General features: G+C 61.6%; 19 protein-coding genes and 1 pseudogene. 9 read left to right on the forward strand and 11 right to left on the reverse strand.

Annotation, left to right across the window (positions count from 1 at the left end; translation table 11 throughout):
* Positions 1-105: 105 nt before the first annotated feature.
* Complete coding sequence (locus tag FNU76_RS10825; protein ID WP_144278213.1) at positions 106-933, forward strand: substrate-binding periplasmic protein; 828 nt, start codon at positions 106-108, stop codon at positions 931-933.
* A 33-nt stretch (positions 934-966) separates the two neighbouring features.
* Here the strand turns inward: FNU76_RS10825 and rng are convergent, their stop codons facing one another.
* The 4 genes from rng to leuS form a co-directional block, all read right to left on the reverse strand.
* A complete protein-coding gene (rng, locus tag FNU76_RS10830) occupies positions 967-2,424 on the reverse strand; it encodes a ribonuclease G (RefSeq protein ID WP_144278214.1) in 1,458 nt (485 codons plus the stop codon).
* A gap of 66 nt (positions 2,425-2,490) precedes the next feature.
* The gene (gene holA, locus FNU76_RS10835) at positions 2,491-3,528 is read right to left on the reverse strand and encodes a DNA polymerase III subunit delta (protein ID WP_144278215.1); all 1,038 of its coding nucleotides are present in this window, start codon (positions 3,526-3,528) and stop codon (positions 2,491-2,493) included.
* A complete protein-coding gene (locus FNU76_RS10840; RefSeq protein ID WP_179958429.1) occupies positions 3,528-4,019 on the reverse strand; it encodes an LPS-assembly lipoprotein LptE in 492 nt (163 codons plus the stop codon). Before FNU76_RS10840 ends, holA begins: the two co-directional genes overlap by 1 nt.
* A gap of 87 nt (positions 4,020-4,106) precedes the next feature.
* Positions 4,107-6,713 carry a leucine--tRNA ligase gene (gene leuS / locus FNU76_RS10845; protein ID WP_144278217.1) on the reverse strand — a complete coding sequence of 869 codons (2,607 nt, stop codon included), beginning with the start codon at positions 6,711-6,713 and terminating at the stop codon, positions 4,107-4,109.
* Between the two features lie 110 nt (positions 6,714-6,823).
* Here leuS and FNU76_RS10850 point away from each other — a divergent pair, with 110 nt between their 5' ends.
* Positions 6,824-7,699 carry a FecR domain-containing protein gene (locus FNU76_RS10850; RefSeq protein WP_144278218.1) on the forward strand — a complete coding sequence of 292 codons (876 nt, stop codon included), beginning with the start codon at positions 6,824-6,826 and terminating at the stop codon, positions 7,697-7,699.
* Between the two features lie 226 nt (positions 7,700-7,925).
* Positions 7,926-8,195 (forward strand): FitA-like ribbon-helix-helix domain-containing protein, encoded by a 270-nt coding sequence (locus tag FNU76_RS25210; RefSeq protein ID WP_373279720.1) that lies wholly within the window; start codon positions 7,926-7,928, stop codon positions 8,193-8,195.
* A 72-nt stretch (positions 8,196-8,267) separates the two neighbouring features.
* Here the strand turns inward: FNU76_RS25210 and FNU76_RS10860 are convergent, their stop codons facing one another.
* Positions 8,268-8,777, reverse strand: coding sequence for a hypothetical protein (locus FNU76_RS10860; protein ID WP_144278219.1), 510 nt, complete (start codon positions 8,775-8,777; stop codon positions 8,268-8,270).
* 362 nt (positions 8,778-9,139) lie between these two features.
* On the opposite strand from FNU76_RS10860, the gene FNU76_RS10865 reads away from it, so the two are divergent.
* The 3 genes from FNU76_RS10865 to FNU76_RS10875 all read left to right on the forward strand — a co-directional run bounded on the left by FNU76_RS10865 (position 9,140) and on the right by FNU76_RS10875 (position 11,965).
* The gene (locus FNU76_RS10865) at positions 9,140-10,033 is read left to right on the forward strand and encodes a leucine-rich repeat domain-containing protein (RefSeq protein WP_144278220.1); all 894 of its coding nucleotides are present in this window, start codon (positions 9,140-9,142) and stop codon (positions 10,031-10,033) included.
* A 209-nt stretch (positions 10,034-10,242) separates the two neighbouring features.
* Positions 10,243-11,166 carry a leucine-rich repeat domain-containing protein gene (locus FNU76_RS10870; protein WP_144278221.1) on the forward strand — a complete coding sequence of 308 codons (924 nt, stop codon included), beginning with the start codon at positions 10,243-10,245 and terminating at the stop codon, positions 11,164-11,166.
* An 85-nt stretch (positions 11,167-11,251) separates the two neighbouring features.
* Positions 11,252-11,965 (forward strand): leucine-rich repeat domain-containing protein, encoded by a 714-nt coding sequence (locus tag FNU76_RS10875; RefSeq protein WP_179958430.1) that lies wholly within the window; start codon positions 11,252-11,254, stop codon positions 11,963-11,965.
* Between the two features lie 96 nt (positions 11,966-12,061).
* Here the strand turns inward: FNU76_RS10875 and FNU76_RS10880 are convergent, their stop codons facing one another.
* The 6 genes and pseudogenes from FNU76_RS10880 to FNU76_RS10905 all read right to left on the reverse strand — a co-directional run bounded on the left by FNU76_RS10880 (position 12,062) and on the right by FNU76_RS10905 (position 18,739).
* Positions 12,062-13,072 (reverse strand): septal ring lytic transglycosylase RlpA family protein, encoded by a 1,011-nt coding sequence (locus tag FNU76_RS10880; protein ID WP_179958431.1) that lies wholly within the window; start codon positions 13,070-13,072, stop codon positions 12,062-12,064.
* On the reverse strand, positions 13,069-14,166 hold the full coding sequence (rodA, locus tag FNU76_RS10885) for a rod shape-determining protein RodA (protein WP_144278223.1): 1,098 nt from the start codon (positions 14,164-14,166) through the stop codon (positions 13,069-13,071). The genes FNU76_RS10880 and rodA overlap by 4 nt, the downstream gene beginning before the upstream one ends.
* A pseudogene (gene mrdA, locus FNU76_RS10890) lies at positions 14,156-16,113 on the reverse strand (penicillin-binding protein 2). The gene rodA and the pseudogene mrdA overlap by 11 nt, the downstream one beginning before the upstream one ends.
* Positions 16,110-16,622, reverse strand: a complete 513-nt coding sequence (mreD, locus tag FNU76_RS10895) for a rod shape-determining protein MreD (protein WP_144278224.1) — start codon at positions 16,620-16,622, stop codon at positions 16,110-16,112. Before mreD ends, mrdA begins: the two are co-directional and overlap by 4 nt.
* Positions 16,622-17,521 (reverse strand): rod shape-determining protein MreC, encoded by a 900-nt coding sequence (gene mreC, locus FNU76_RS10900; protein WP_144278225.1) that lies wholly within the window; start codon positions 17,519-17,521, stop codon positions 16,622-16,624. The genes mreD and mreC overlap by 1 nt, the downstream gene beginning before the upstream one ends.
* A gap of 174 nt (positions 17,522-17,695) precedes the next feature.
* Positions 17,696-18,739, reverse strand: a complete 1,044-nt coding sequence (locus tag FNU76_RS10905; RefSeq protein WP_144278226.1) for a rod shape-determining protein — start codon at positions 18,737-18,739, stop codon at positions 17,696-17,698.
* Positions 18,740-18,974: 235 nt separating this feature from the next.
* On the opposite strand from FNU76_RS10905, the gene gatC reads away from it, so the two are divergent.
* The 3 genes from gatC to gatB are packed head-to-tail and all read left to right on the forward strand — an operon-like array spanning position 18,975 to position 22,223.
* Entirely contained in the window at positions 18,975-19,262 is a 288-nt protein-coding gene (gene gatC, locus FNU76_RS10910; RefSeq protein ID WP_144278227.1) for an Asp-tRNA(Asn)/Glu-tRNA(Gln) amidotransferase subunit GatC, read from the forward strand.
* A 48-nt stretch (positions 19,263-19,310) separates the two neighbouring features.
* Entirely contained in the window at positions 19,311-20,762 is a 1,452-nt protein-coding gene (gene gatA, locus FNU76_RS10915) for an Asp-tRNA(Asn)/Glu-tRNA(Gln) amidotransferase subunit GatA (protein WP_144278228.1), read from the forward strand.
* 33 nt (positions 20,763-20,795) lie between these two features.
* Positions 20,796-22,223 (forward strand): Asp-tRNA(Asn)/Glu-tRNA(Gln) amidotransferase subunit GatB, encoded by a 1,428-nt coding sequence (gene gatB, locus FNU76_RS10920; protein ID WP_144278229.1) that lies wholly within the window; start codon positions 20,796-20,798, stop codon positions 22,221-22,223.

Below are 22,223 nucleotides of genomic sequence, written 5' to 3' on the forward strand. Positions count from 1 at the left end.
AAGTTTAGACACTTCGGCGGGCGTAGCGGCGCCCGTTTCCGGGAGCGTACCAAACGGCTTCGCAAGGTCATCTATAAAGCGATGTAACGCCATTGCAAAATTACGATGACCCTACGCAGCCTGACTCCTTTCCTGGCATGCCTATGTCTGCCGACCCTGGCGGATGGCAAGCTGCTGCGTATCGCCACCGGCGAACTGCCGCCCTATGCCACCCAATCCCGCGCCGACCAGGGCATCGCCCTCAACGTGGTAAGGCGCGCCTTCGAGACGGCCGGCTACCGGGTGCAGTTCACCTTCCTGCCCTGGTCGCGGGCATTGGCCGAGGCGCGGACAGGCAAATGGACCGGCACCGCCTACTGGGGACACAAGCCGGAACATGAAGAAAGCTTCTTTCTCAGCGACAACGTCCTGACCGAACAATGGGTATTCGTCTATCGCGCCAAGTCTGGCTTCGATTGGCAGACCCTCGCCGACCTGCGCCCCTATCGCATGGCCATCATCCAGGACTACACCTATACGCCGCAGCTGTGGAGCATGGTCAAGTCCGGCGAACTACAAGCCGATCTCACGCCTAACGATCTGTCCAGCCTCCGCAAATTGATCAGCGCCCGGGTCGATATCGCCCCCATGGAAAAAAACGTGGCCTGCGATCTGCTGGCCCGTCATTTTGGCGCCGGCAGCGCCAATCTGCTGCGCTATCACCCCCGGCTGATGACCGACCAATTCACTACCCATCTGATGCTGTCGCGCAAGCTGCCGGACAGCTTTGCACTGGTGACGGCGTTCAACGCGGGGCTAAAGAAGATTCAGGCTTCCGGCGAGCATGCCAAGCTTTTGTCGCAAGTACGCTGCCCGACGGCCTGGGCGGTAGATGCCGGCGCGGATTCGCTACCACGGGTAGCCAATCCACTCGACCCGGCGCTCGTGAAATAAAGTGGTGGCTTACCGCTTATTCCCTGCGTCGCGCTAAACCAGAATCACATCGAACTGTTCCTGGAAGTAGGCGCTTTCCACCTGCAGGGAAATGGGCTTGCCGATAAAGTCCGCCAGCATCGCCAGATTGGCCGACTCTTCATCCAGGAACATATCAATCACGGTTTGCGAGGCCAGGATGCGGTACTCGCGTGCATTGAACTGGCGCGCTTCGCGCAGGATCTCGCGCAGGATTTCGTAGCAGACCGTCTGCGCCGTCTTGATTTCGCCTCGCCCCTGGCAAACCGGGCAGGGTTCGCACAGCACGTGCGCCAGGCTTTCGCGGGTGCGCTTGCGGGTAATCTCGACCAAACCCAGGCTGGTGAAGCCGGAAACCGTTACCTTGGTCCGGTCCTTGGACATCGCCTTGCCCAGTTCATGCAGCACCTGGTCGCGATGCTCGTGGTTATCCATGTCGATAAAGTCGACGATGATGATGCCGCCCAGATTGCGCAAACGCAGCTGGCGGGCGATGACCTGGGTGGCTTCCAGATTGGTTTTGAAAATGGTGTCGTCGAAGGAACGGGTGCCGACGAAACCACCGGTGTTCACGTCCACGGTGGTCATGGCCTCGGTCTGGTCGATGATCAGGTAGCCGCCGAACTTGAGGTTGACCCGCCGGGCCAAGGCGCGCTCTATCTCCGCTTCCACGCCATGCAATTCGAACAGCGGCCGTTCGCCCTGATAGTGCTCCAGACGCGGGGCGACATTGGTGACGAAGGCGCTGGCGAACTCGATCATCTTCTGGAAGGTTTCACGTGAATCCACCACGACCTTGAGCGTTTCACCGGTAACGATGTCGCGCAAGACCCGCATGGGCAGACCCAGGTCTTGGTAAAGCATGGACTGCGGCGGCAAGGTACGCGACTTCTGCTTGAGGTCGGCCCAGATCAGGCTCAGGTACTCCACGTCGGCGCGCAGCTCTTCTTCGGTGGCGTGTTCTGCCGAGGTGCGGATGATATAGCCGCCGTGCTCCTGCCCCGGCGGCAATAAGCTCAACAAACGCTCCCGCAGATGCTCGCGGCCCTGGCCATGCTCGATGCGCTGGCTGACGCCGATATGGTGGTCCTGCGGCAGGAACACCAGGAAGCGGCCGGCAATGCTGATCTGGGTGGACAGCCGTGCGCCCTTGGTGCCGATCGGGTCCTTGATGACCTGCACCATCACGCTCTGGCCTTCATACATCAGCCGCTCGATGCGCTGCGGCTCGGCCGGATGCTGGCGTTGCTCGATCACATCGGCGATGTGCAGAAAGGCCGCCCGCTCCAGGCCGATCTCGATAAAGGCCGATTGCATGCCGGGCAATACCCGCTTGACCACGCCCAGGTAGACATTGCTGACGATGCCGCGCGAAGCGCTGCGCTCGACGTGGATTTCCTGCACCACGCCTTCTTCGGTCAGCGCCACCCGCGTCTCCTGCGGGGTGACGTTGATTAGGATGTGTTCTTTCATCTGCTCAACTCAAAATGACATACCGCAAGGCACGCCCAAGCAGGCATGCGCTGGGGTCTGTCATCTCTAGGGCGTGCGCAGCGGCACGCGCGGCGGTGTGCCAGGCATCAGCCGCAGTCCCAGCTTGAGCAACTCTTCCCAGGCATCGCCACTGCCCACACCCTTGACGATACGGTCGATCTGGGCCGCATGGGCCAGCGCGCCCTTCAGCTGGCTGGCCTTGAGCCTGTTCAGCGCGGCGGGATAGTGGCGCTGCTTGTCGCCCCACACCCGGTTTTCGCGGAACAACTGCTGCATATTCAGCCCTTGCGAACGGCCCAGGCCCACCCGCAGCAGCGCACGCACCTCATCGGCCATGGCCCACAATACCAGATGGGGCGCTTCGCCCTCGGCGCGCAGTCCGTCCAGCATACGGGCCAAGCGGCCGATATCGCCCGACAGCATGGTTTCACCCAGGCTCCACACATCGTACCTTGCCACATTGGCCACGGCGGCACGTAATGGTTCCAGCCCCAGCTCGCCGGCGGGGTGCAGCAAGGCCAGCTTGTCGATCTCCTGCTTGGCGGCCAGCAGATTGCCCTCGACCCGACTGATCAGGAACTCCATGGCCTCGCCGCTCAGGCGTTGCTGCTGCCGCGCCAACCGCTCGCCGATCCAGGCTGGCAATTCATTGCGGCTTACCAGGGGACACGCCACCACCGTGCCAACGGCTTCCAGCGCGGTGAACCATTTGCTTTGCAGCTGCATTTTTTCCAGCTTGGGCAGTTGCAGCAGCAGTACATTGTCGGCCGGCGCACCGGCGGCATAGCGCTGCAGCGCCTCGCCGCCTTCCCCTCCCGGCTTGCCGTTGGGCACGCGCAATTCGATCAGCTTGCGCTCGGCGAACAAGGAAATAGCCTGGCCGGCGGCCGCCAGTTCCGACCACTTGAAGCCCGCTTCTACCGTCAGCACCTCCCGCTCGGCAAAGCCGGCCAGCCGGGCCGCATCGCGAATGGCCTGGGCCGCTTCCAGCGCCAGCAACGCTTCTTCGCCATGTACCACATAAATGGGCGATAAGCGGCCGGCGGCTAGATGGCCAGGTAGATCACTCGCGCGGATCGGCATTACGGTACCGCCACCGGGGCCGGCGCGCGGGTGGCGGCCGGTGCTTCCAACGCCGCCAGGGACTTGAGGGCGGCCAGGCGCCGCAGGATCTGCTGCGCGGCATCCTGGCGCATATCGCGTATCAGCAGCTGCTCTTCCGCTTCCTTGCCCAATACATTGTTTTCATCGAAGGTGTAGTCGCGCCGCAGCGTCAGCTCGGTGGACGGTATCCAGTCGCGGCCACCCTGCTGTACCCGGAACCGGGCCCGGTACAGCAACTGATATTCGCTGACCCGGCCGGACCGGTTGACGGTGAGGATCTGCTTGTCGACGTTCTCGCCTTCCACCATCAGCATGGCCTCGGCCTGGCCGGCACCCAGCAGTTGCAGGTCGGCACGCAGCGATAGCTGGCGCTTGAGCGCATCGCCCAGCCCGCCGGCCGGCGCGGCCAGGTGCAGGGAGGCAAACGCCAGCGGGCCGTCTCGCCCTGGCCCCGCAGGTGAAAACCGCAAGCGCTCAGCAAGAGGGTAGCGGCGAAAACGACTGGATAACGCATGCAAGCTCCGCGGTGAGGCCGGCGCACAAGGCGCCGGACCGGATCAAACAACCAGGTTGACGAGACGGCCGGGTACCACGATGACCTTCTTCGGTGCCTGTCCATCAAGGAATTTCTGCACATTGGCATTGGCCAGGGCGAATGCCTCGATGGCGGCGCGGTCGGCATCGGCCGGCACCGCGATCTCGCCCCGCAGCTTACCGTTGACTTGCACCATCAGGGTGATTTCATCCTGCACCAGGGCCGCGGCCAGCGGTTCCGGCCAGGCCGTGTCCAGTAGTTCGCCGCCATAGCCCAACTCGGTCCACAGTGCATGGGCGATATGCGGACAGACCGGATAGAGAACCCGCAGCAATATACCCAGGCCTTCACGCTGAACCGCCACGGCCTCGCCGCGATAGGCTTCCATCGCATTGAGCAACTTCATCGCCCCCGACACCACGGTGTTGTACTGCAGGCGTTCGTAGTCGGCGTTGATCTGCTTGAGCGTGCTGTGGATTTCAAAGCGTAGCGCCTTGGCGGCCTTGTCCTGCTCGCCCACCTCGCCGGCCGAACGCAAAGCGTCGGCGTGCTTGTGGACAAAGGACCACAAACGACGCAGATAGCGGGAGGCACCCTCCACGCCACTGTCGCTCCAGGCGGCGCTTTGCTCGGGCGGAGCGGCAAACATGGTGAACAGGCGGGCGGTATCGGCACCGAAACGGGCGATGATGTCCTTGGGTTCCACCACATTGTTCTTGGACTTGGACATCTTTTCCACGCCGCCCATATTGACCGGCTGGCCGTCGGCCTTCAGCGTGGCGGCCGTGGCGCGGCCCTTGTCGTCCAGCTGCAGTTCCACCTCGTGGGGGTAGTACCAGGTCCGCTTGCCGGCCGCGTCCTCGCGGTAGAACGAGTCGTTCAGCAGCATGCCCTGGGTGAACAAGGCCTTGAATGGCTCGGCGATCTCCACCAGTCCCAGGTCGCGCATGGCGCGGGTCCAGAAGCGGGCATACAGCAGGTGCAGCACGGCGTGTTCAATCCCGCCGATGTACTGGTCCATGCCGCCGCGCATCCAGTAATCATTGCGCGTATCCACCATGGCGCCGGCATCCGGGCAGGTATAGCGCATGAAATACCAGCTGGAATCGACAAAGGTATCCATGGTGTCGGTTTCACGCTGGGCCGCGGCGCCGCAACTTGGGCAGGCCACGTTGAGGAAATCCTCGCGCTTCTTCAGCGGATTACCCGAGCCGTCCGGCACGCAATCGGTCGGCAGCACCACCGGCAGGTCGGCATAGGGAACCGGTACATCGCCGCACTGGGGACAGTGGATGATGGGGATGGGCGTACCCCAGTAGCGCTGGCGCGAAATGCCCCAGTCGCGCAGGCGCCAGGTGGTTTTCTTCTCGCCGATCTGGCGATCGGCCAGATCGGCCGCGATTGCGTCCACGGCGGCCTGGTAGGCGAGGCCATCGTACTTGCCGGAATTGAGCGTGACACCACGCTGCTTGTCGCCGTACCAGTCGGCCCAGGCTTCGGTGGAGAAGCTTTCGCCCGCCACGCCGACTACCTGCTTGATGGCGATGCCGTATTTGCGGGCAAAAGCGAAATCGCGCTCGTCATGGGCCGGAACACCCATGACCGCGCCGTCGCCGTAGCTCATCAGGACGTAATTGCCTATCCACACTTCCACCTGCTCGCCGCTGAGCGGATGGGTGACGAACAGGCCGGTCGCCACACCCTTCTTCTCCTGGGTCGCCAGTTCCAGCTCGGACGTTCCGCCGGCCTTGCATTCCTCGATAAAGGCGGCCAGGGCGGGCTGCCGCTGCGCCGCCAGTACCGCCAGCGGATGTTCGGCCGCCACGGCGCAGAAGGTCACGCCCATGATGGTATCGGCGCGGGTGGTGAAGACATACAGCTTGCCGTCCTGAACCAGGGCGCCGGCTTCATTGCGGATGTCATGGTCGAAGGCAAAGCGCACCCCGCTCGATTTGCCTATCCAGTTGCGCTGCATGGTGCGCACCTGTTCGGGCCACTCGGTCAGCGTGTCGATGCTGTCCAGCAACTCATCGGCGTATTGAGTGATGCCGAAGTAGTAACCGGGGATCTCGCGCTTTTCCACCAGCGCGCCGGAGCGCCAGCCCTTGCCATCGATCACTTGCTCGTTGGCCAACACGGTCTGGTCGATCGGATCCCAGTTCACCACCTGGGTCTTCTTGTAGGCGATGCCCTTTTCCAGCATCTTGAGGAACAACCATTGGTTCCAGCGATAGTAAGACGGATCGCAGGTAGCAAGCTCGCGCGACCAGTCGAATGCCAGGCCCAAGGGCTGCATCTGCGACTTCATATCGGCGATATTGGCGTAGGTCCATTCCGCCGGCGACTTGTTGTAGGCGATGGCGGCATTCTCGGCCGGCAGGCCGAAGGCGTCCCAGCCCATCGGCATCAGGACATTGAAGCCCTTCATGCGCAGATGGCGGGCCAGCATATCGTTGATGGTGTAGTTGCGCACATGCCCCATATGCAGCTTGCCGGATGGGTAGGGCAGCATGGAACAGGCGTAGAACTTGGGTTTGTCGTGGTCTTCGACCACGCGGTAGGCATCGCGGGCCTGCCAGTGTTGCTGGGCGGCCGCTTCGACCTCGGATGGGCGGTAGTGTTCGTGCATGTAGGCTATCCTGAAGCGCTTGCCGCCCACGTGAAATTTGACGTGGCGGCCAAATAAAACGTCGATTATAACCGAGCGTCTTTCCCCGCATTGCTCAAGGAGTTTACCCGATGCGCTCCCTCCTGTTGGTCGGCTTGCTGGCCACGACACTGGCAGGCACCGTGGCGGCCGCGCCCACGGCGGTCAGCGCCGTCAATATGCCCGCCTGGCTGGAACGAACCGGCGAAATGCGGCCGCTGGCGCCGGGCATCCGCCTGCAAAGCGGCGACGTGCTGCACACCGGCCGCGGCGCGCGGGTGCTGCTCACCCTGCCGGAAGGCAGCCAGCTCAAGCTGGGCGAGGAAGCGGTATTCCGGGTAGACAATCTCAATGTCTCGGACGGCAAGAAAACGCCCTTCGTCGCGGCGGTCCACGTGCTGCAAGGCGCCTTCCGCTTCACCACCGGGCTATTGGACAAAGTCCGCCAGCGTGAGGTCGACATCCGCGTCGCCACCGTCACCGCCGGGATCCGCGGTACCGATCTGTGGGGGAAGGCCGACGCGGAAAAGGACCTGGTCTGCCTGTTGGAAGGCAGGGTCAGCGTGGAACACGAGGGCGAAAGCGGCTTCACCAACCTGGACCAGCCCCTGGATTTCTATGTCGCGCCCAAGGGCAAGCCGGCCTTGCCGGTGGCCAAGGTGGATGCCGACAAGGTCGCCCGCGATTGGGCGCCCCAGACCGAACCTCAGGCCGGCAAGGGCTTGGCCAGCGCGGCCGGGCGCTGGCGGCTGGTATTGGCCCTGCCCGACAACCAGGACGAAGCGCTGCGCTGGTATGACACCCTGCGCGAGGCGGGCTATGCCGCCAAGATCCGCCCACTGACGCAAGGGCGCTTCCGGGTGGGGCTGGAGCAACTCGCCAGCGAGGCCGATGCACGTACCCTGGGCGAGCGCTTGAAGGCCGAATTGCAGACCCCGCTGTCTACCACGATGCGGATGGGGGAATAGCGATAGCTTGGCCTCTTTTACGAAAGAGGCCAGCAGCCAGGTCGTAATCCTGCGACCTAGATTTGCGCCTTTGGTTAGCTTGCCAAATCCTCAGAATCGCATTGTTAATTTTCGGCTTGCTCGTAGTTAATCACTAGGCGACATCGCCCAGAGCACATAATATACAACCATATTGGTTCCGTTCTGGTTGGATTACATCATGCCTACAACACTGACGTAAAAAAATATCCCCGACCATGTGTACGAGCGACTGAAGGCATCAGCCGAGCAACATCGCCGCAGTCTGAACAGCGAAGCCATCGTATGCCTGGAGTCGGTACTTGCGCCTGTCAAGATTGCACCCGAAGAGCGGCTGGCGCGGGCCCGAAGGCTGAGGGATAGCCTAGGTACTCAATTTTTGGCTGACGACATCGACGTGTTGAAAGAAGATATTAGCCACCTTTCCCCCAAAATAGCCTTGGACTCGAAACCGTCGCATAAGCTCAGCACTTCGTAGGGTGAGTCATCCAATGGACACAGGCGCGGGCGCGGGCGCCTTGGAAGGTCACGGTGGATAAAATGACCCACTCTACATAACTCGGCATTCGTAAACATTAAACAGTTTTTCAGATGTTGTTCGCTGATAACCATTTTTTCTCATGTACACTTGGCCGTCATTTTCATCAAATGCAATTTCTACATTCTTGTACCCAGCCCGCACGTTCAATTCTTCTTTTTTCGCCAAAATAATTAAATCCCGCGCTACCAACCTCTCTGAATAGTCAACGTTGACCACGTTGCGTTTCGGTACATTATTTAGCGCTCTAGTTATTAAGCCAATATCTGCTTGCGCTTGCAATCTTCTTGTATCAGCCCTCCCAAAAAAGAGGTTTTGCAATCCCCCAAAAAATCTTTGGAGCAAACTTCCTCTGCAAACCGCCGCCTGTTCCATAGCCGAAATCAGTGATACCTGAGAAATAGTAATTTCTCCGGCTCCGTCTACAGTTCTTCGTTTAATAAACTCTGCTTTTTTTAGAACATCCACTAAGGCATCCGCTCTTAGATTGAATGACCTCACTGCAGCATTGTGATTTAGCATAGCTTAACCTCTTAAAAATTTGAATAAAACTAAACAACATATTACGGAGCAACGTTCTTCAGCTCGGTCAGTTTATGATGTATTTGATACCCAAAAATCAGCAATATCTTTCATAAAATGGTACTCACTATAAAAAAGCAGCAATCGCACCTTCCCATGAAGCACCTAGGGTCGTTCGACCTTTGATAGGCACCACAGATGGGCAAATAGAGAAAGCCTGGTCGCGTTTGCAAAAGAGCGGGGTGGTCAGTCACAGAATTTTTCTTTAGCTCGGATGAATCAGGCTCGGCAGCAGCGCCGTGGTCTTTTCATTCCCTTCCCGCCGACAGCAACGCCGGCGTCTTCTCGCTAAGGAAAATCCTATGCAGTCCTTGCCAACACGCCCGCCGTCCGCCTTTCCCCAACCTTCGGGTACGGCGAATATCCTTCCCGAGTGGTCCCATACCTTGCGGCGTCTTCAGGCAAACGATGCAACACTGACCGTGCTCAACCTTTCCGGCAGGGAGCTCGACAACGAGCGGATCGACGATCTGGCCCGCAGCCTGCGGGGTAACAGCAGCTTGCGCAGCCTGGACCTATCCCATAATCGCATCGGTCCCGAGGGTGCTCGGGCGTTGAGCGATATGCTGGTTCGGAATACCAGCCTGGTTTCGCTTGGTCTCAGCCACAATCCGATCGGCGATACGGGGGTTGTCTGCTTGAGCGAAGCGCTGACACGGAACCGGCGTCTTCTGCATATCATTCTGGGAGATAACCAGACCAGGCTGCCACACCCGCTGATCCCGCTGTTGCTGCAAGCCAATTGGGAGCTATTGCGCCCGGCTGGCGACCCTGCCGAATCCACGGGCGTCTCCAATCGAGAAATCACTTGGGCGGTCTCCCGCTACGGCGCCACGCCGATCAAGCTACCGCTGGCCTTGCGGCAAAATGTCAACCGCTTGTGTGCAAACCTGAGCCAGCAGGATGCGGTGACGTGGACGGTCTCCGCTGACGGCGGCCCGACGCCGTTCGCGCCGCCACCGCACTTACGGCAAGCTATCAACAACCTGGGCACAAATCTGAGCGAACAGGATAAACAGCTGGTGAAACAGGGAGTTTGCCCGGCTTCGCTCACCAACGCCCTGGACGCACAGTTGCATCGATATGCGTCCGAATACCAGCCAATGGTCAGCACCCTCTATCACCGGGAGGCCACGCCTGCCGAGAGCCTTGCCAAGACTCTCGGGCAACATCCACGCAGCGCGGGTAGTTTCTGAGCGGCGAAACAAGACATGCCGAAAAAGCTGAACCCGCTGTCCAACACGATGCGGATGGGCGAATAGCGACAGCCTTGCCCCGATTGCAAAAGAGGGGGCCTGCTGCCATTCACAGAATTTTTCCTTAGCTCGAATGACTCCAGGCCTGGCGGTAGCACCAGGCCTTTTCATTCCCTTCCCTCAGTGTCTTCTCAGCAAAGGAAAATCCTATGCAGCCCTTGCCAACACGTCCGCCATCCGTCTTTTCCCAACCCTCGGGCATAGTGAATCACCGTCCCGATTGGCCCGATATCCTGCGGCGTCTTCAGGCAAACGACGCAACACTGACCGCGCTCAGCCTTTCCAATATGGCGCTAGACGATGGACGGATCGACGAACTGGTTCGCGCGCTGGAGACCAATAGCGCTTTGTGCAGCCTGGACCTGTCCCATAACCGCATTGGCCCCGAGGGCGCTCGGGCATTGAGCGTAATGCTGACTCGGAATACCGGCCTGGTTTCGCTTAACCTCAGCCACAATCCAATCGGCGATACGGTGATTTTTGTCTGCCTGACGGAAGCATTGAAGCAGAACCGGCAGCTGCTGGATATCGTTGTGGGAGATACCCCTACCCACCTTTCGCACCCGGTCGTCTCACTGATGCTGCATAACAATCGGAGCCTATTGCGTGCACCTGACGGCCCAGCCGAATCCACGGATGGCCCTACGCGTATCACGGCTTGCGTAGGCTCCGCTGACGGCTTGAGGCCGATCACGCTACCGCCGGCCTTTCAGCGAGATCTCAACCATTTGAGCGCGAGTCTGAGCGAACAGTGTAGGCAACTGGTAGGACAAGGCATTTTCCCTGCTTCGTTCACCCATGGCAGCGACTCGCCGTTGCCACAGCCCTTTCTCCTATTCCTGCCAAACAGCAGTGCACCCCAGCGAATTCAAGCCCGCAGCAGCATGGCTTCGACACCAACCACCTTGGTCCCCGCGCTGTCCGACTTTCTTGCAAGCGTACCTGACCAAGCGGCCCGGCGGGCACAGACCCCCTCGCCGGTCCAGGCCACCGCAGCGAGCTCGCCACCAGCAAACAAGGCGGGGCCAAACAAGGAAGAAGCTGGTCACGATCCGTCGGAAAAAACCACATAGCGCGGCACGTATGATTCGCCGGAACCGCCTGCGGCCTTGCATCAGCGCTACGCCTCGCGCGCCTGTCCAAACAAGGAGAAGTTTGGTGTATCCCATCAGCCCCTATCTATCGCCCATCACAATCCGGATACCCATCAATGCAAATGCCCACCGCTGGGGCGAAAATCTTCTGCGCCTGGCGACAGACGATCCGTCCTTGCTTGTGGCGAATTTCTCCGAGCTACAGCTCGATAATCTGCACATGGAGGAACTGGTCGCCGCCTTGGCGCGAAATACCCGGGTGTGCGGTATCGATCTGTCCAATAACCAGATCGGTCCGGGTGGCGCGCGGGCCTTGGCCCGTGTGCTGCGCCAACATCGCTCGGTGCGTGCTCTCGATCTGAGCGGTAACCCGCTGGGCAATATCGGTATCAGGCTATTGATCGAGCAGCTGGGCCGCTACATGGACTTGGGATTGGATAATACCGGCGGTACCTACGAGTTGCATTGTGCGCCCCTGCCGATATCGCCCGCCACGGCCGACCACCCTGGGCCCCGGCGAATACGGACGACAAGAAGGCCCCCCGGCGGGGAGGTAAGGACGAGCACGGTACGAGAACGCCGCCGCGCCTATATCTTGCTCCCCCGCAGCACACCCTACCGCGAGTCGATGGCACAGTTCATCGTCAGTAGACTACGGCAATTGCCACCCCGGTCCACGTCGGCGGCGGACCCGGCAGTCGAGCAGTTAGCGACCACGCTGGCTGGCATTACCCTTCCGCCGAACGAAACACCACATATCTATTGGAACATGCCGTAGCTGGCGGCGACCAAAGGAGATGTGTCGAGCAGGGCTCACGGCGACTCAGCTATCCGGACGGCGCCATCTTCTGCACGCGGCGCCGCTTTGGTCTACTCAGCGCATGACTACCGGCCGCAAATCCGCATGGGCGGCGATCCGGTCGGCTACCTGCTGGGCGTCCAGAGGATTGGCATAGGGGCCGACCCGTACCCGCCAGATACTGCCGGCCAGGGCAACCACCGGTGCGTAAGCCAGTTTGCTCAAGCTTTCCACCACCTTGTCGCGGAAGGCTTCTGCCGTGTTCTGGCTGCCAAAGGCACCCAGTTGCACCCAGCGCTGTTCGGCGGTGGCCTCCATCGGCACCGCGGCCACGGGCTCGGCCACCACCTTGGCGGCCAGTCTTGCCAGCGGATCGGCCACCTCGCTGTCCGGCACCGGCATTTTGGCGGGGCTGGCTTCCACCGTTTGCGGCAAGTTGATTTCCGTGGGGCGGGCAGGGCCACCCTCGCCAGGCGTCAGCGCCTCCACCCGGACGCGGCTGCTGCCGCCGTTGTGGTAACCGAGCCGGTAGGCGGCGGCATAGGAGAGGTCGATTACCCGGTTCTTATGGAAGGGGCCACGGTCGTTGACCCGTACCACCACCGACTTGCCGCTGCCCAGATCGGTGACCCGGGCAAAGCTGGGAATCGGCAGGGTGGGGTGGGCCGCGGTAAGTTTGAATAGGTCGTAGACCTCCCCGCTGGAGGTCCGCTTGCCGTGGAACTTCTTGCCATACCAGGAAGCCACCCCCTCCTGGCTGAAATCGCCGAAGGTGGTACGCGGCTTGTAGGTTTTACCCAGCACGGTATAGGGCCGGTTGGCATAGCGACTAAGCGGTTCCAGCTTGGCTTCGGGCTCCTGCAGCGCGTCGAGATCGTAAGGGACTTCCAGGATGGGGCCGTCATCCTTGTAATATCCGCCATATTGCTGCGGAATCTGCTCCGGCTTGGCCGGCGGCAGTGGCATGGAAACGGGCGGTTTATGGACCACCGTGGGCGTCGGGAGGGGGCTGGGAGTCGGCGGCAGTTGGCTGGCGCAGGCCGCCAGCAGCAAGGCGGCCGCTGGAACCAGGCGGCAAAGATTCATGATTTCATTAGCTTTCGGTCACGCTGAATGGCCATAAGCATACCGAAACCAATCAAAATGGACAGCATGGCGGTGCCGCCATAGCTGACCAGGGGGAGGGGAACCCCCACCACCGGCAGGATGCCGGCGACCATGCCCATATTGACGAAGGCGTAGGTAAAAAAGGATAGCGTCAGGGCACCTGCCAGCAAACGGCCGAACAGGCTGGAGGCATTGCTGGTGATGATCAGGCCGCGTCCAATCACACAAAGATAAAGCAACAGCAGCAGCATATTGCCGATCAAGCCGAACTCCTCGCCGTATACCGCGAAGATAAAGTCGGTGGTGCGCTCGGGAATAAAGTCGAGATGGGTCTGCGTGCCGCGCAGCCAGCCCTTGCCCATCACCCCGCCGGAACCGATGGCGGTGGTCGCCTGGAGGATGTGGTAACCGGCGCCGAGCGGATCATCCGTCGGGTTGATCAGCGTCATCACCCGCTGGCGCTGGTAGTCATGCATATGGCTCCAGATCACCGGCAGGGCAGCCACGCCGGCCGCGAACAGCGCCAGCATCACCCGCCAGGACAGCCCGGCGAAGAACAGCACATAGAAGCCGGCCGCCGCGATCAACATGGCGGTACCCAGATCAGGCTGCTTGAGCACCAGGACCACCGGCAAGCCGGTCAACAGGGCCGCCACGGCGAAGTGCTTGAACTTTAGGTTGGCCTCGTGCCGGTCGAAATACCAGGCCAGCATCATGGGCACCGCCAGCTTCATCAATTCGGATGGCTGGATACGGGCAAAACCCAGGTTCAGCCAGCGCCGGGCGCCATTGGTCACCTCGCCGAACATCGCTACCCCGAGCAGCAGCATAAAGCCCACCAGATAGATGGGCGGCGCCAGCCACATCAATTGGGTCGGCTTGAGATTCGCCAATATCCACATGGCGACCAGGGCCACCACCACCGACACCATCTTGCTGCTGATCTTGTCGATGCTTTCGTTCGAAGCGGAATAGATGGTCAACAGACTGACGCTGATCAGCAGCGCCACGAACAGCAGCAGCCAGGGATCGATGGGCGCGGCGATACGGCGGGCGAGAGTCTTAATCCACATGGCGGTGCATCGCTTCCTGAGGGGTGGTCGGATCGCCACCGGGCGGTAGCACTTCCTCATCCGGGATCACGGTAACCGACTTGTCGCGGGCAGGCACTTTGCCCAGCAGGTAGTAGTCGGTTACCTGCCGGGCGATAGGCGCGGCATATTGCGCGCCGAATCCGACGTTTTCCACGATCAAGGCCAGGGCGATCTTCGGCTTGTCGGCCGGTGCAAAAGCGATAAACCAGGCGTTGTCCTTGAGATGCTGGGCCAAGCGGCTGGCATTGTATTTTTCGCCCTTGAGACTGAACACCTGGGCGGTGCCGGTCTTGCCGGCCGAGAGATATCCGCTGCCCTGGAAGGCCTTGGCGCCGGTCCCTCGCGGTTTACCCCCACCATGGCGTTCTTGATGAAATCGATATTGGCTTGCTTGAGCGGGATGCGGCTTTGTGGCGTAGGCTCCACCATGGTCCGGTTGCGGGTGGCGCTGTTTTCCACGTAGCGGACCAGGTGCGGCTTGAACACCACCCCGTTATTGGCCAGGATCGCGGTCGCTTGGGCCAGCTGCAAGGGTGTATAGGTGTTGAAGCCCTGGCCGATGCCGATGCTGATGGCGTCGCCGACCAGCCACTTCTGTTGTTCCCGCCGCTTGAAGGCGCGCCGCTTCCATTCCTGCGACGGTAGTACACCGATCTTTTCGCCGGGCAGATCGATGCCGCTGCGCTGACCGAAACCGAATGGCGCCATAAAGCGCGAAATACTGTCGATGCCCAGGTCGTAGGCAAGCTGGTAGTAGTAGGTATCGCAGGAATGCACGATAGAGGCATACATATTCACCCAGCCATGTCCGCCCACCTTGTCGTCGCGCCAGCGGTGACTGCCCAGGATGTAGTAGCCGGGATCATGAAAACCATACTCGGGTGTACGCTTGCCGAGCTCCAGTGCCGCCAGCGCCATGAATGGCTTGAAGGTCGAACCCGGCGCGTAGGTGCCCTGGATGGCACGGTTGTTCAGGGGCCGGTCTTCCGAATCGTTCAATTCCTTCCAGCTGACCGGGTCGATGCCGTCCACGAATAGATTGGGATCGAAGCCGGGCCGCGAAACCAGGGCCAATACCCCGCCGGTCTCCGGCTCGATCGCCACCAGCGCGCCGCGGTTATCGCCGAATGCCTGCTCGGCGATCTGTTGCAGCTTGATATCGATCGTGAGGATCAGATTGTTGCCGGACACGGGCGGCGTGCTGCGCAGCGAGCGGATGGCGCGGCCGCCGGCATCCTGTTCCACTTCTTCATTGCCGGTCTTGCCGTGCAGGACGGCTTCATAGCTCTGCTCCAGCCCGAACTTGCCCATATGGTCGGTGCCCTTGTAATTGGACAGCAAACCATCTTCCTCCAGCTTGACCACATCCTTGTCGTTGATCCGGCCGATATAGCCGATCAGATGCGAGGCGGACTCACCTAGCGGATATTGGCGGAACAAGCGCGCCTTCACCTCCACACCGGGAAAGCGGAAGGATTGGGCGGCGAAGCGCGCCACTTCGGTATCGGTCAGGCGGGTCTTGATCGGCAGCGACTCGAAGTCCTTGCTTTCAAGCAGCAGTTTCTTGAAGCGGCGCCGGTCCTTGGCGCTGATATCGACGAAGCGGGCCAGCTCGTCGATGGTCTCATCCAGCTTGCCGGTCAATTTGGACTGGGTGATCTCCAGCGTATAAGCCGAATAGTTGTGGGCCAGCACCACCCCGTTGCGGTCGGTGATAATGCCGCGCGAAGGCGGAATGGGGACCAGCAAGATGCGATTGCTTTCCGCCTTGGTGTGGTACTTGTCGTGCTGTATCACCTGCAGATAGACAAAGCGGCTGAGCAGGACGGCAAAGCCGAGCAATACGGCGGTGGCCACCACGATCAGGCGCAATTGGAAGCTGTAGCGCTCACCGTGGTGATCACGCAGGACGGTGCGACGGGTCATGATTGAATTTCGGCCGCCTTGTCGACGCGCTGGGGCAATTGGAACACTTGGCTAAGCAGCGGCCAGCACAGAGTGCCGGCCAGCGTGCCAAGGAAATAGCTCCAGCCCGGGAAGGCGCTGCCGGTGGCCAGGCGGACCACCAGCATGATGCATTGGTTGGCCAGCAACAGCGGCGCCACATAGAGCGCCTGCTGCCAAATGGGGAACATGCCCAACTGGCGGTGCTTGGCGGTAACGAACCAGCTGGTGAGGCAAAAAGCCAGGCCATGCTGGCCGAACACATTGCCATCGGCGATATCCATCAGCAGCCCCAGCCAGAACGCCCAGCCCACGCCCACGTGACGCGGCTGGTTCATGCACCAGTAGAGCAGGGTCAGCGCCACGAAATCCGGCAATAGCGCCCTCGCAGTGGCCCCCCAGGGAATCAGCGCCATGGTCAGCGCCAGGCCGAAGCTGAATAGAATAAAGCGCAGCTTGACCGGTTTGAGCAGTTGACTGGAAACCGGCATCAGTCTTCCTTCTTCTTGGGCTTCTTGCCCTGTTCGACGACCGGTTCCGGCTTGGCCGGCAATTCGCGATGCTCGTCCAGGATCAGCAGGAAGCGATGCTTATCGATATCGGCGATGGGTTCGCAACTGATGCGGGCAAAGGCGGAGCCGGCGTTGCGATCGACCCGGCTGACCTTGGCCACCGGCAAACCGGCCGGGTAGGTACCGTCGATGCCGGACGTCACCAGCACATCGTCGCCGCGGATATCGGCATTGAGCGGCATCCAGTGTACTTCCAGCGGATTTTCCGGACCCAGTCCGTAGATCACGGCCCGCAAGCCGTTGCGCAGCACTTGTACCGGCACGGCGTGGCCCTTGTGGGTGATCAAGGTAACCTCGGCGGTCAACGGTTGTACCCGGGTGACCTGGCCCACCACGCCCAATGGGTCGATGACCACCTGACCCGGCTTCACGTTGGCGGTCTCGCCGCGATCCACCACCAGCTTGGCGGTAAACGGATCGCGGTCGTTGTACAGCACCTCGGTCAGCGCACCCTTGCCGTGCTGCTCGGAGCGTGTCTGCAGCAACTGCCGCAACTGGCCGTTTTCCTCGCGCAGTGCCTGCAAACGCATCAGTTCGGCATTGGCCAGCAGGCGGTCATCCTGCAGTTTGCGGTTTTCCTGCTGCAAGGATGTCTGCGAGACAAAGAAATCGCCGACCTGCCGAGCCGCCGAGACCGGCGCGGTGGCCAGCCACTGCAAGGGGTAGAGCGCGACCGAAGCATACTCGCGAACCGGCCGCAGGATCTGCCAACGCACGTCCACCACCAGCAGCGCGAGCGACAGGCTGGCATAGATCAGCAGCAGGCTGAACGGTTTAGGGCCTTGCTTGAAGAAGACCGGCTGGGTGGTAGCTTGCATGGACGACTCAACCGTCCCCCGCACCGGGCCGGCACGTCGCGCCTTGAGCGCCTCGGCGGGCCGGGTAGCGGGGGAAAGGGAAATGGATCAACAAGGGCTTGGGCCCTGTGTCGCCGGCAAGTTGCCGGCTAGATTCCAGGGCGGGCAGAAAAACCCCTGCACCGCCCCAGCCCGTCAGTCGTTGGTAAAGATCGATCCGACCTTGTCCATTTTTTCCAGGGCGCGGCCGGAACCACGCACCACGCAGGTCAGGGGATCGTCGGCCACGATGACCGGCAGGCCGGTCTCTTCCATCAGAAGACGATCCAGATCGCGCAGCAAGGCGCCGCCGCCGGTCAATACCATGCCCTTGTCGGCGATATCGGCGCCCAGTTCGGGCGGCGTCTGTTCCAGTGCCTGCTTCACCGCCGAAACGATCTGGTTGAGCGGCTCGGTCAGCGCTTCGAGGATCTCGTTGGACGAGATGGTGAAGGCGCGTGGGATACCTTCGGCCAGGTTGCGGCCCTTGACTTCCATTTCACGCACTTCGGCACCGGGGAAAGCCGAACCGATACGCTTCTTGATCTCTTCGGCGGTGGTTTCGCCAATCAGCATGCCGTAGTTGCGGCGGATGTAATTGATGATGGCCTCGTCGAACTTGTCGCCGCCCACCCGCACGCTATTGGCGTAGACGATACCGCCCAGCGAGATCACGCCCACCTCGGTGGTGCCGCCGCCGATATCGACCACCATGGAACCGGTGGCTTCCTCGACCGGCAGGCCGGCGCCCATGGCGGCCGCCATCGGTTCCTCGATCAGTTCGACCTTGCGCGCGCCGGCGCCCAGCGCCGATTCCTTGATGGCGCGGCGCTCCACCTGGGTGGACCCGCAGGGTACGCAGATGACGATGCGCGGGCTGGTGGCAAACAGGCGGCTGGGGTTCACCTTGCGGATAAACTGCTTGAGCATCTGTTCGGTAATGGTGAAGTCGGCGATCACGCCATCCTTCATCGGCCGGATGGCGGTAATGCTGCCGGGCGTGCGGCCCAGCATCTTCTTGGCTTCGGCGCCCACCGCCAGGATGGTTTTCTTGGCGCTGGGCCCGCCTTCCTGCTGAATCGCCACCACCGAGGGTTCATCCAGCACGATACCCTTGCCGGCCACGAAGATCAGGGTGTTTGCCGTACCCAGGTCGATCGCCAGGTCATTCGAAAAATAGCCGCGAAAAAATCCAGACATAATTGTCACTTAATCCTGTATGTAACGATGCCATTGGCATCAAGCAGCCGATCCCGATGGCCGGCCATGCTTTACTGCGTTCCCCCGCGTCCCCGGTTTTCCGTGTTTTCCCTTGGGAGTCAACGCCTTGCGTCGCCATGAAACTGGCCGCGCGTTTCCCCAAGACTTGGGCGCAATAAACCCGGCATGTTACCCTAAGCGGCTAACAACATTAAAGCTTTGGAAGGGTTTTTACATGTCCATGACTGACGACGAAGTCCGCCGTATCGCTCGCCTGTCGCGTCTCCATGTCACCGACCAGGAAGTGGGCGAGGTCGGCCGCCAGCTGGATGGCGTCCTGGCCCTGATCGCCCGCCTGCAAGCCGTGGATACCAAGGGGGTCGAGCCCATGAGCCATGCCCGCGACGTAGCCTTGCGCCTGCGCGACGACGTGGCCACCGAAACGGATCGCCGCGACGCCTTCCAGGCGGTCGCACCAGCAGTGGAAGCCGGCCTCTACCTGGTCCCCAAAGTCATCGAATAACGCGCGGCCGGCGCCCTGGCGGCGCCGCCGTCGCTCCACGACAGAACGATCATGACCCACACCCTCAAAGAAGCCGCCGATCTCCTCGTCAGCAAGCAGGCCAGCGCCGTCGAGCTGGCCAGCCACTACCTCGACCGCATCGCCGCCGCCAATCCGGCGCTGAATGCCTTTATCACCGTGGACCGCGAACAGACGCTGGCCATGGCGCGGGCAGCCGATGCCAGCCGTGCCGCCGGCCAAGCCGGTCCGCTTACCGGCGTGCCCATTGCCCATAAGGACATCTTCTGCGCGGAAGGCTGGCGCACCACTTGCGGTTCGAAGATGCTGGATAACTTTGTTTCGCCCTACGATGCCCACGTGGTCGCCCAATGCAAGGCGGCCGGCCTGGTCACCCTGGGCCGTACCAATATGGACGAGTTCGCCATGGGCTCGTCCAATGAGAACAGCGCCTACGGTGTGGTGCGCAATCCCTGGGACCAGACGGCCGTACCCGGCGGCAGCTCGGGCGGCTCGGCCGTCGCGGTGGCGGCCCGGCTGGCACCGGCCGCTACGGCGACCGACACCGGCGGCTCCATCCGCCAACCGGCCGCCTTCTGCGGCGTGACCGGCCTCAAGCCCACCTATGGCGTGGTAAGCCGCTACGGCATGGTGGCCTACGCCTCCAGCCTGGACCAGGGCGGCCCGCTGGCCCAGACCGCCGAAGACTGCGCCTTGCTGCTCAATGTCATGGCCGGCTTCGACGCGCGCGATTCCACCAGCCTGGAAGTCGCCAAGGAAGACTACACCCGTGAGCTGAACCAGCCGCTCAAGGGTTTGCGCATCGGCATGCCGCGCGAATACTTCGGCGCCGGCCTGGCCGCCGACGTGATGAGCGCCATCGAAGCCGCGCTGGCCGAATACCGTCGCCTGGGCGCGGACGTGGTGGAAATCAGCCTGCCGCGCACCGAGCTGGCCATCCCGGCCTACTACGTGATCGCACCGGCCGAAGCCTCCAGCAATCTGAGCCGCTTCGATGGTGTCCGCTATGGACATCGCGCCGCCGAATACGAGAATTTGGCCGATATGTATGAAAAGAGCCGCGCCGAAGGCTTTGGCGCGGAGGTCAAGCGCCGCATCCTGACCGGCTCCTACGTGCTCAGCCACGGCTACTACGATGCCTACTACCTGCAAGCGCAAAAGGTAAGACGGCTGCTGTCGGAAGATTTCCAGGCCGGCTTTGCCCAGTGCGATGTCATCGCCGCGCCGGCCGCCCCCACGGTGGCATGGAATATCGGCGAGAAGAGCAAGGACCCGGTCGCCATGTACCTGGCCGATATCTACACCCTGGGCGTCAACCTGGCCGGCCTGCCCGGCATTGCCCACCCGGTCGGCTTCGGCAGCCAGGGCCGCCCCGTCGGCCTGCAACTGATCGGCAACTACTTCAGCGAGGCCCGCCTGCTGAACGCTGCCCACCAGTTCCAGCAGGCCACCGACTGGCATCGCCGCGCACCGGCGCAATAAGCGTCCAGCCGCCATATATAGAGGGAATGCAATATGCAATGGGAAGTCGTGATCGGACTGGAAGTCCACACCCAGCTATCGACCGAATCGAAGATTTTCTCGGCCAGCTCGACCGCCTACGGCGCCGAACCGAACACGCAAGCCAGCGCGGTCGATATCGCGTTGCCCGGCGTGCTGCCGGTATTGAACCGCGGTGCCGTTGAACGCGCCATCCGGCTGGGCCTGGCGCTCGGTTCCAGGATCAATCGCAAGTCGGTATTCGCCCGCAAGAATTACTTTTATCCCGACCTGCCGAAGGGCTACCAGATCAGCCAGTTCGAACTGCCGGTGGTGGAAGGCGGCTCGCTGACCATCCGCGTGGGCGAGCAGGACAAGGTAGTGCGGCTGACCCGCGCCCATCTGGAAGAAGACGCCGGTAAATCGGTACACGAGAATTTCCAGGGGCTCAGCGGCATCGACCTGAACCGGGCCGGCACCCCTCTGCTGGAAATCGTTTCCGAGCCGGATATGCGTTCGGCGGCCGAGGCAGTGGCCTATGCCAAGGCGCTGCATTCGCTGGTGACGTGGATCGGCATCTGTGACGGCAATATGCAGGAAGGCAGCTTCCGCTGCGACGTGAACGTCTCGGTGCGTCCGCTGGGCCAGGCGGAGTACGGTACCCGCCGCGAAATCAAGAACCTGAACAGCTTCAAGTTCATGGAACAAGCGATCAAGTACGAAGTGCAGTGGCAGATCAACGAGATCGAGGACGGCCGCAAGATCCAGCAGGCCACCATCCTGTTCGACCCGGAAACCGGCGAGACCCGCATGATGCGCAGCAAGGAAGACGCGCACGACTACCGCTATTTCCCCGATCCCGACCTGCCGCCGCTGGTGATCTCGGAAGCGTGGATCGAACGGGTACGCGGCGAATTGCCTGAACTGCCGGAAGCCATGCAGGCCCGCCTGCAGAGCCAATACGGCCTGTCCGCCTACGACGCCGTCACGCTGACCAGCAGCAAGGCCCTGGCCGCCTATTTCGAAGCCACGGTCGCGGCCGGTGCCGATGCCAAGCTGGCCAGCAACTGGATCACCGGCGAGCTGGCCGCCACCTTGAACCGGGCCGAACTGGACATCACTGCCAGCCCAATCGCCGCCGGGTCGCTGGCCCAATTGGTCCGCCGCGTCATGGACAGCACCATCAACAACAAGACCGCCAAGGATGTGCTGAAACTGATGTGGGAATCGGGTGACGCCGCCGACCTGATCATCGAACGCGATGGTTTACGGCAGGAAAGCGACAGCGGCGCCATCGAGGCCATCATCGATACGGTGCTGGCCGCCAATGCCGCCATGGTGGAGGAATACCGCGCCGGTAAGGAAAAGGCCTTCAACGCCCTGGTGGGCCAGTGCATGAAGGCCTCCAAGGGCAAGGCTGACCCGGCCATGGTGAACGAACTGCTCAAGCGCAAACTGGCATAA

Origin of the sequence: Chitinimonas arctica (genome assembly GCF_007431345.1) — a bacterium.
GTDB lineage: Bacteria > Pseudomonadota > Gammaproteobacteria > Burkholderiales > Chitinimonadaceae > Chitinimonas > Chitinimonas arctica.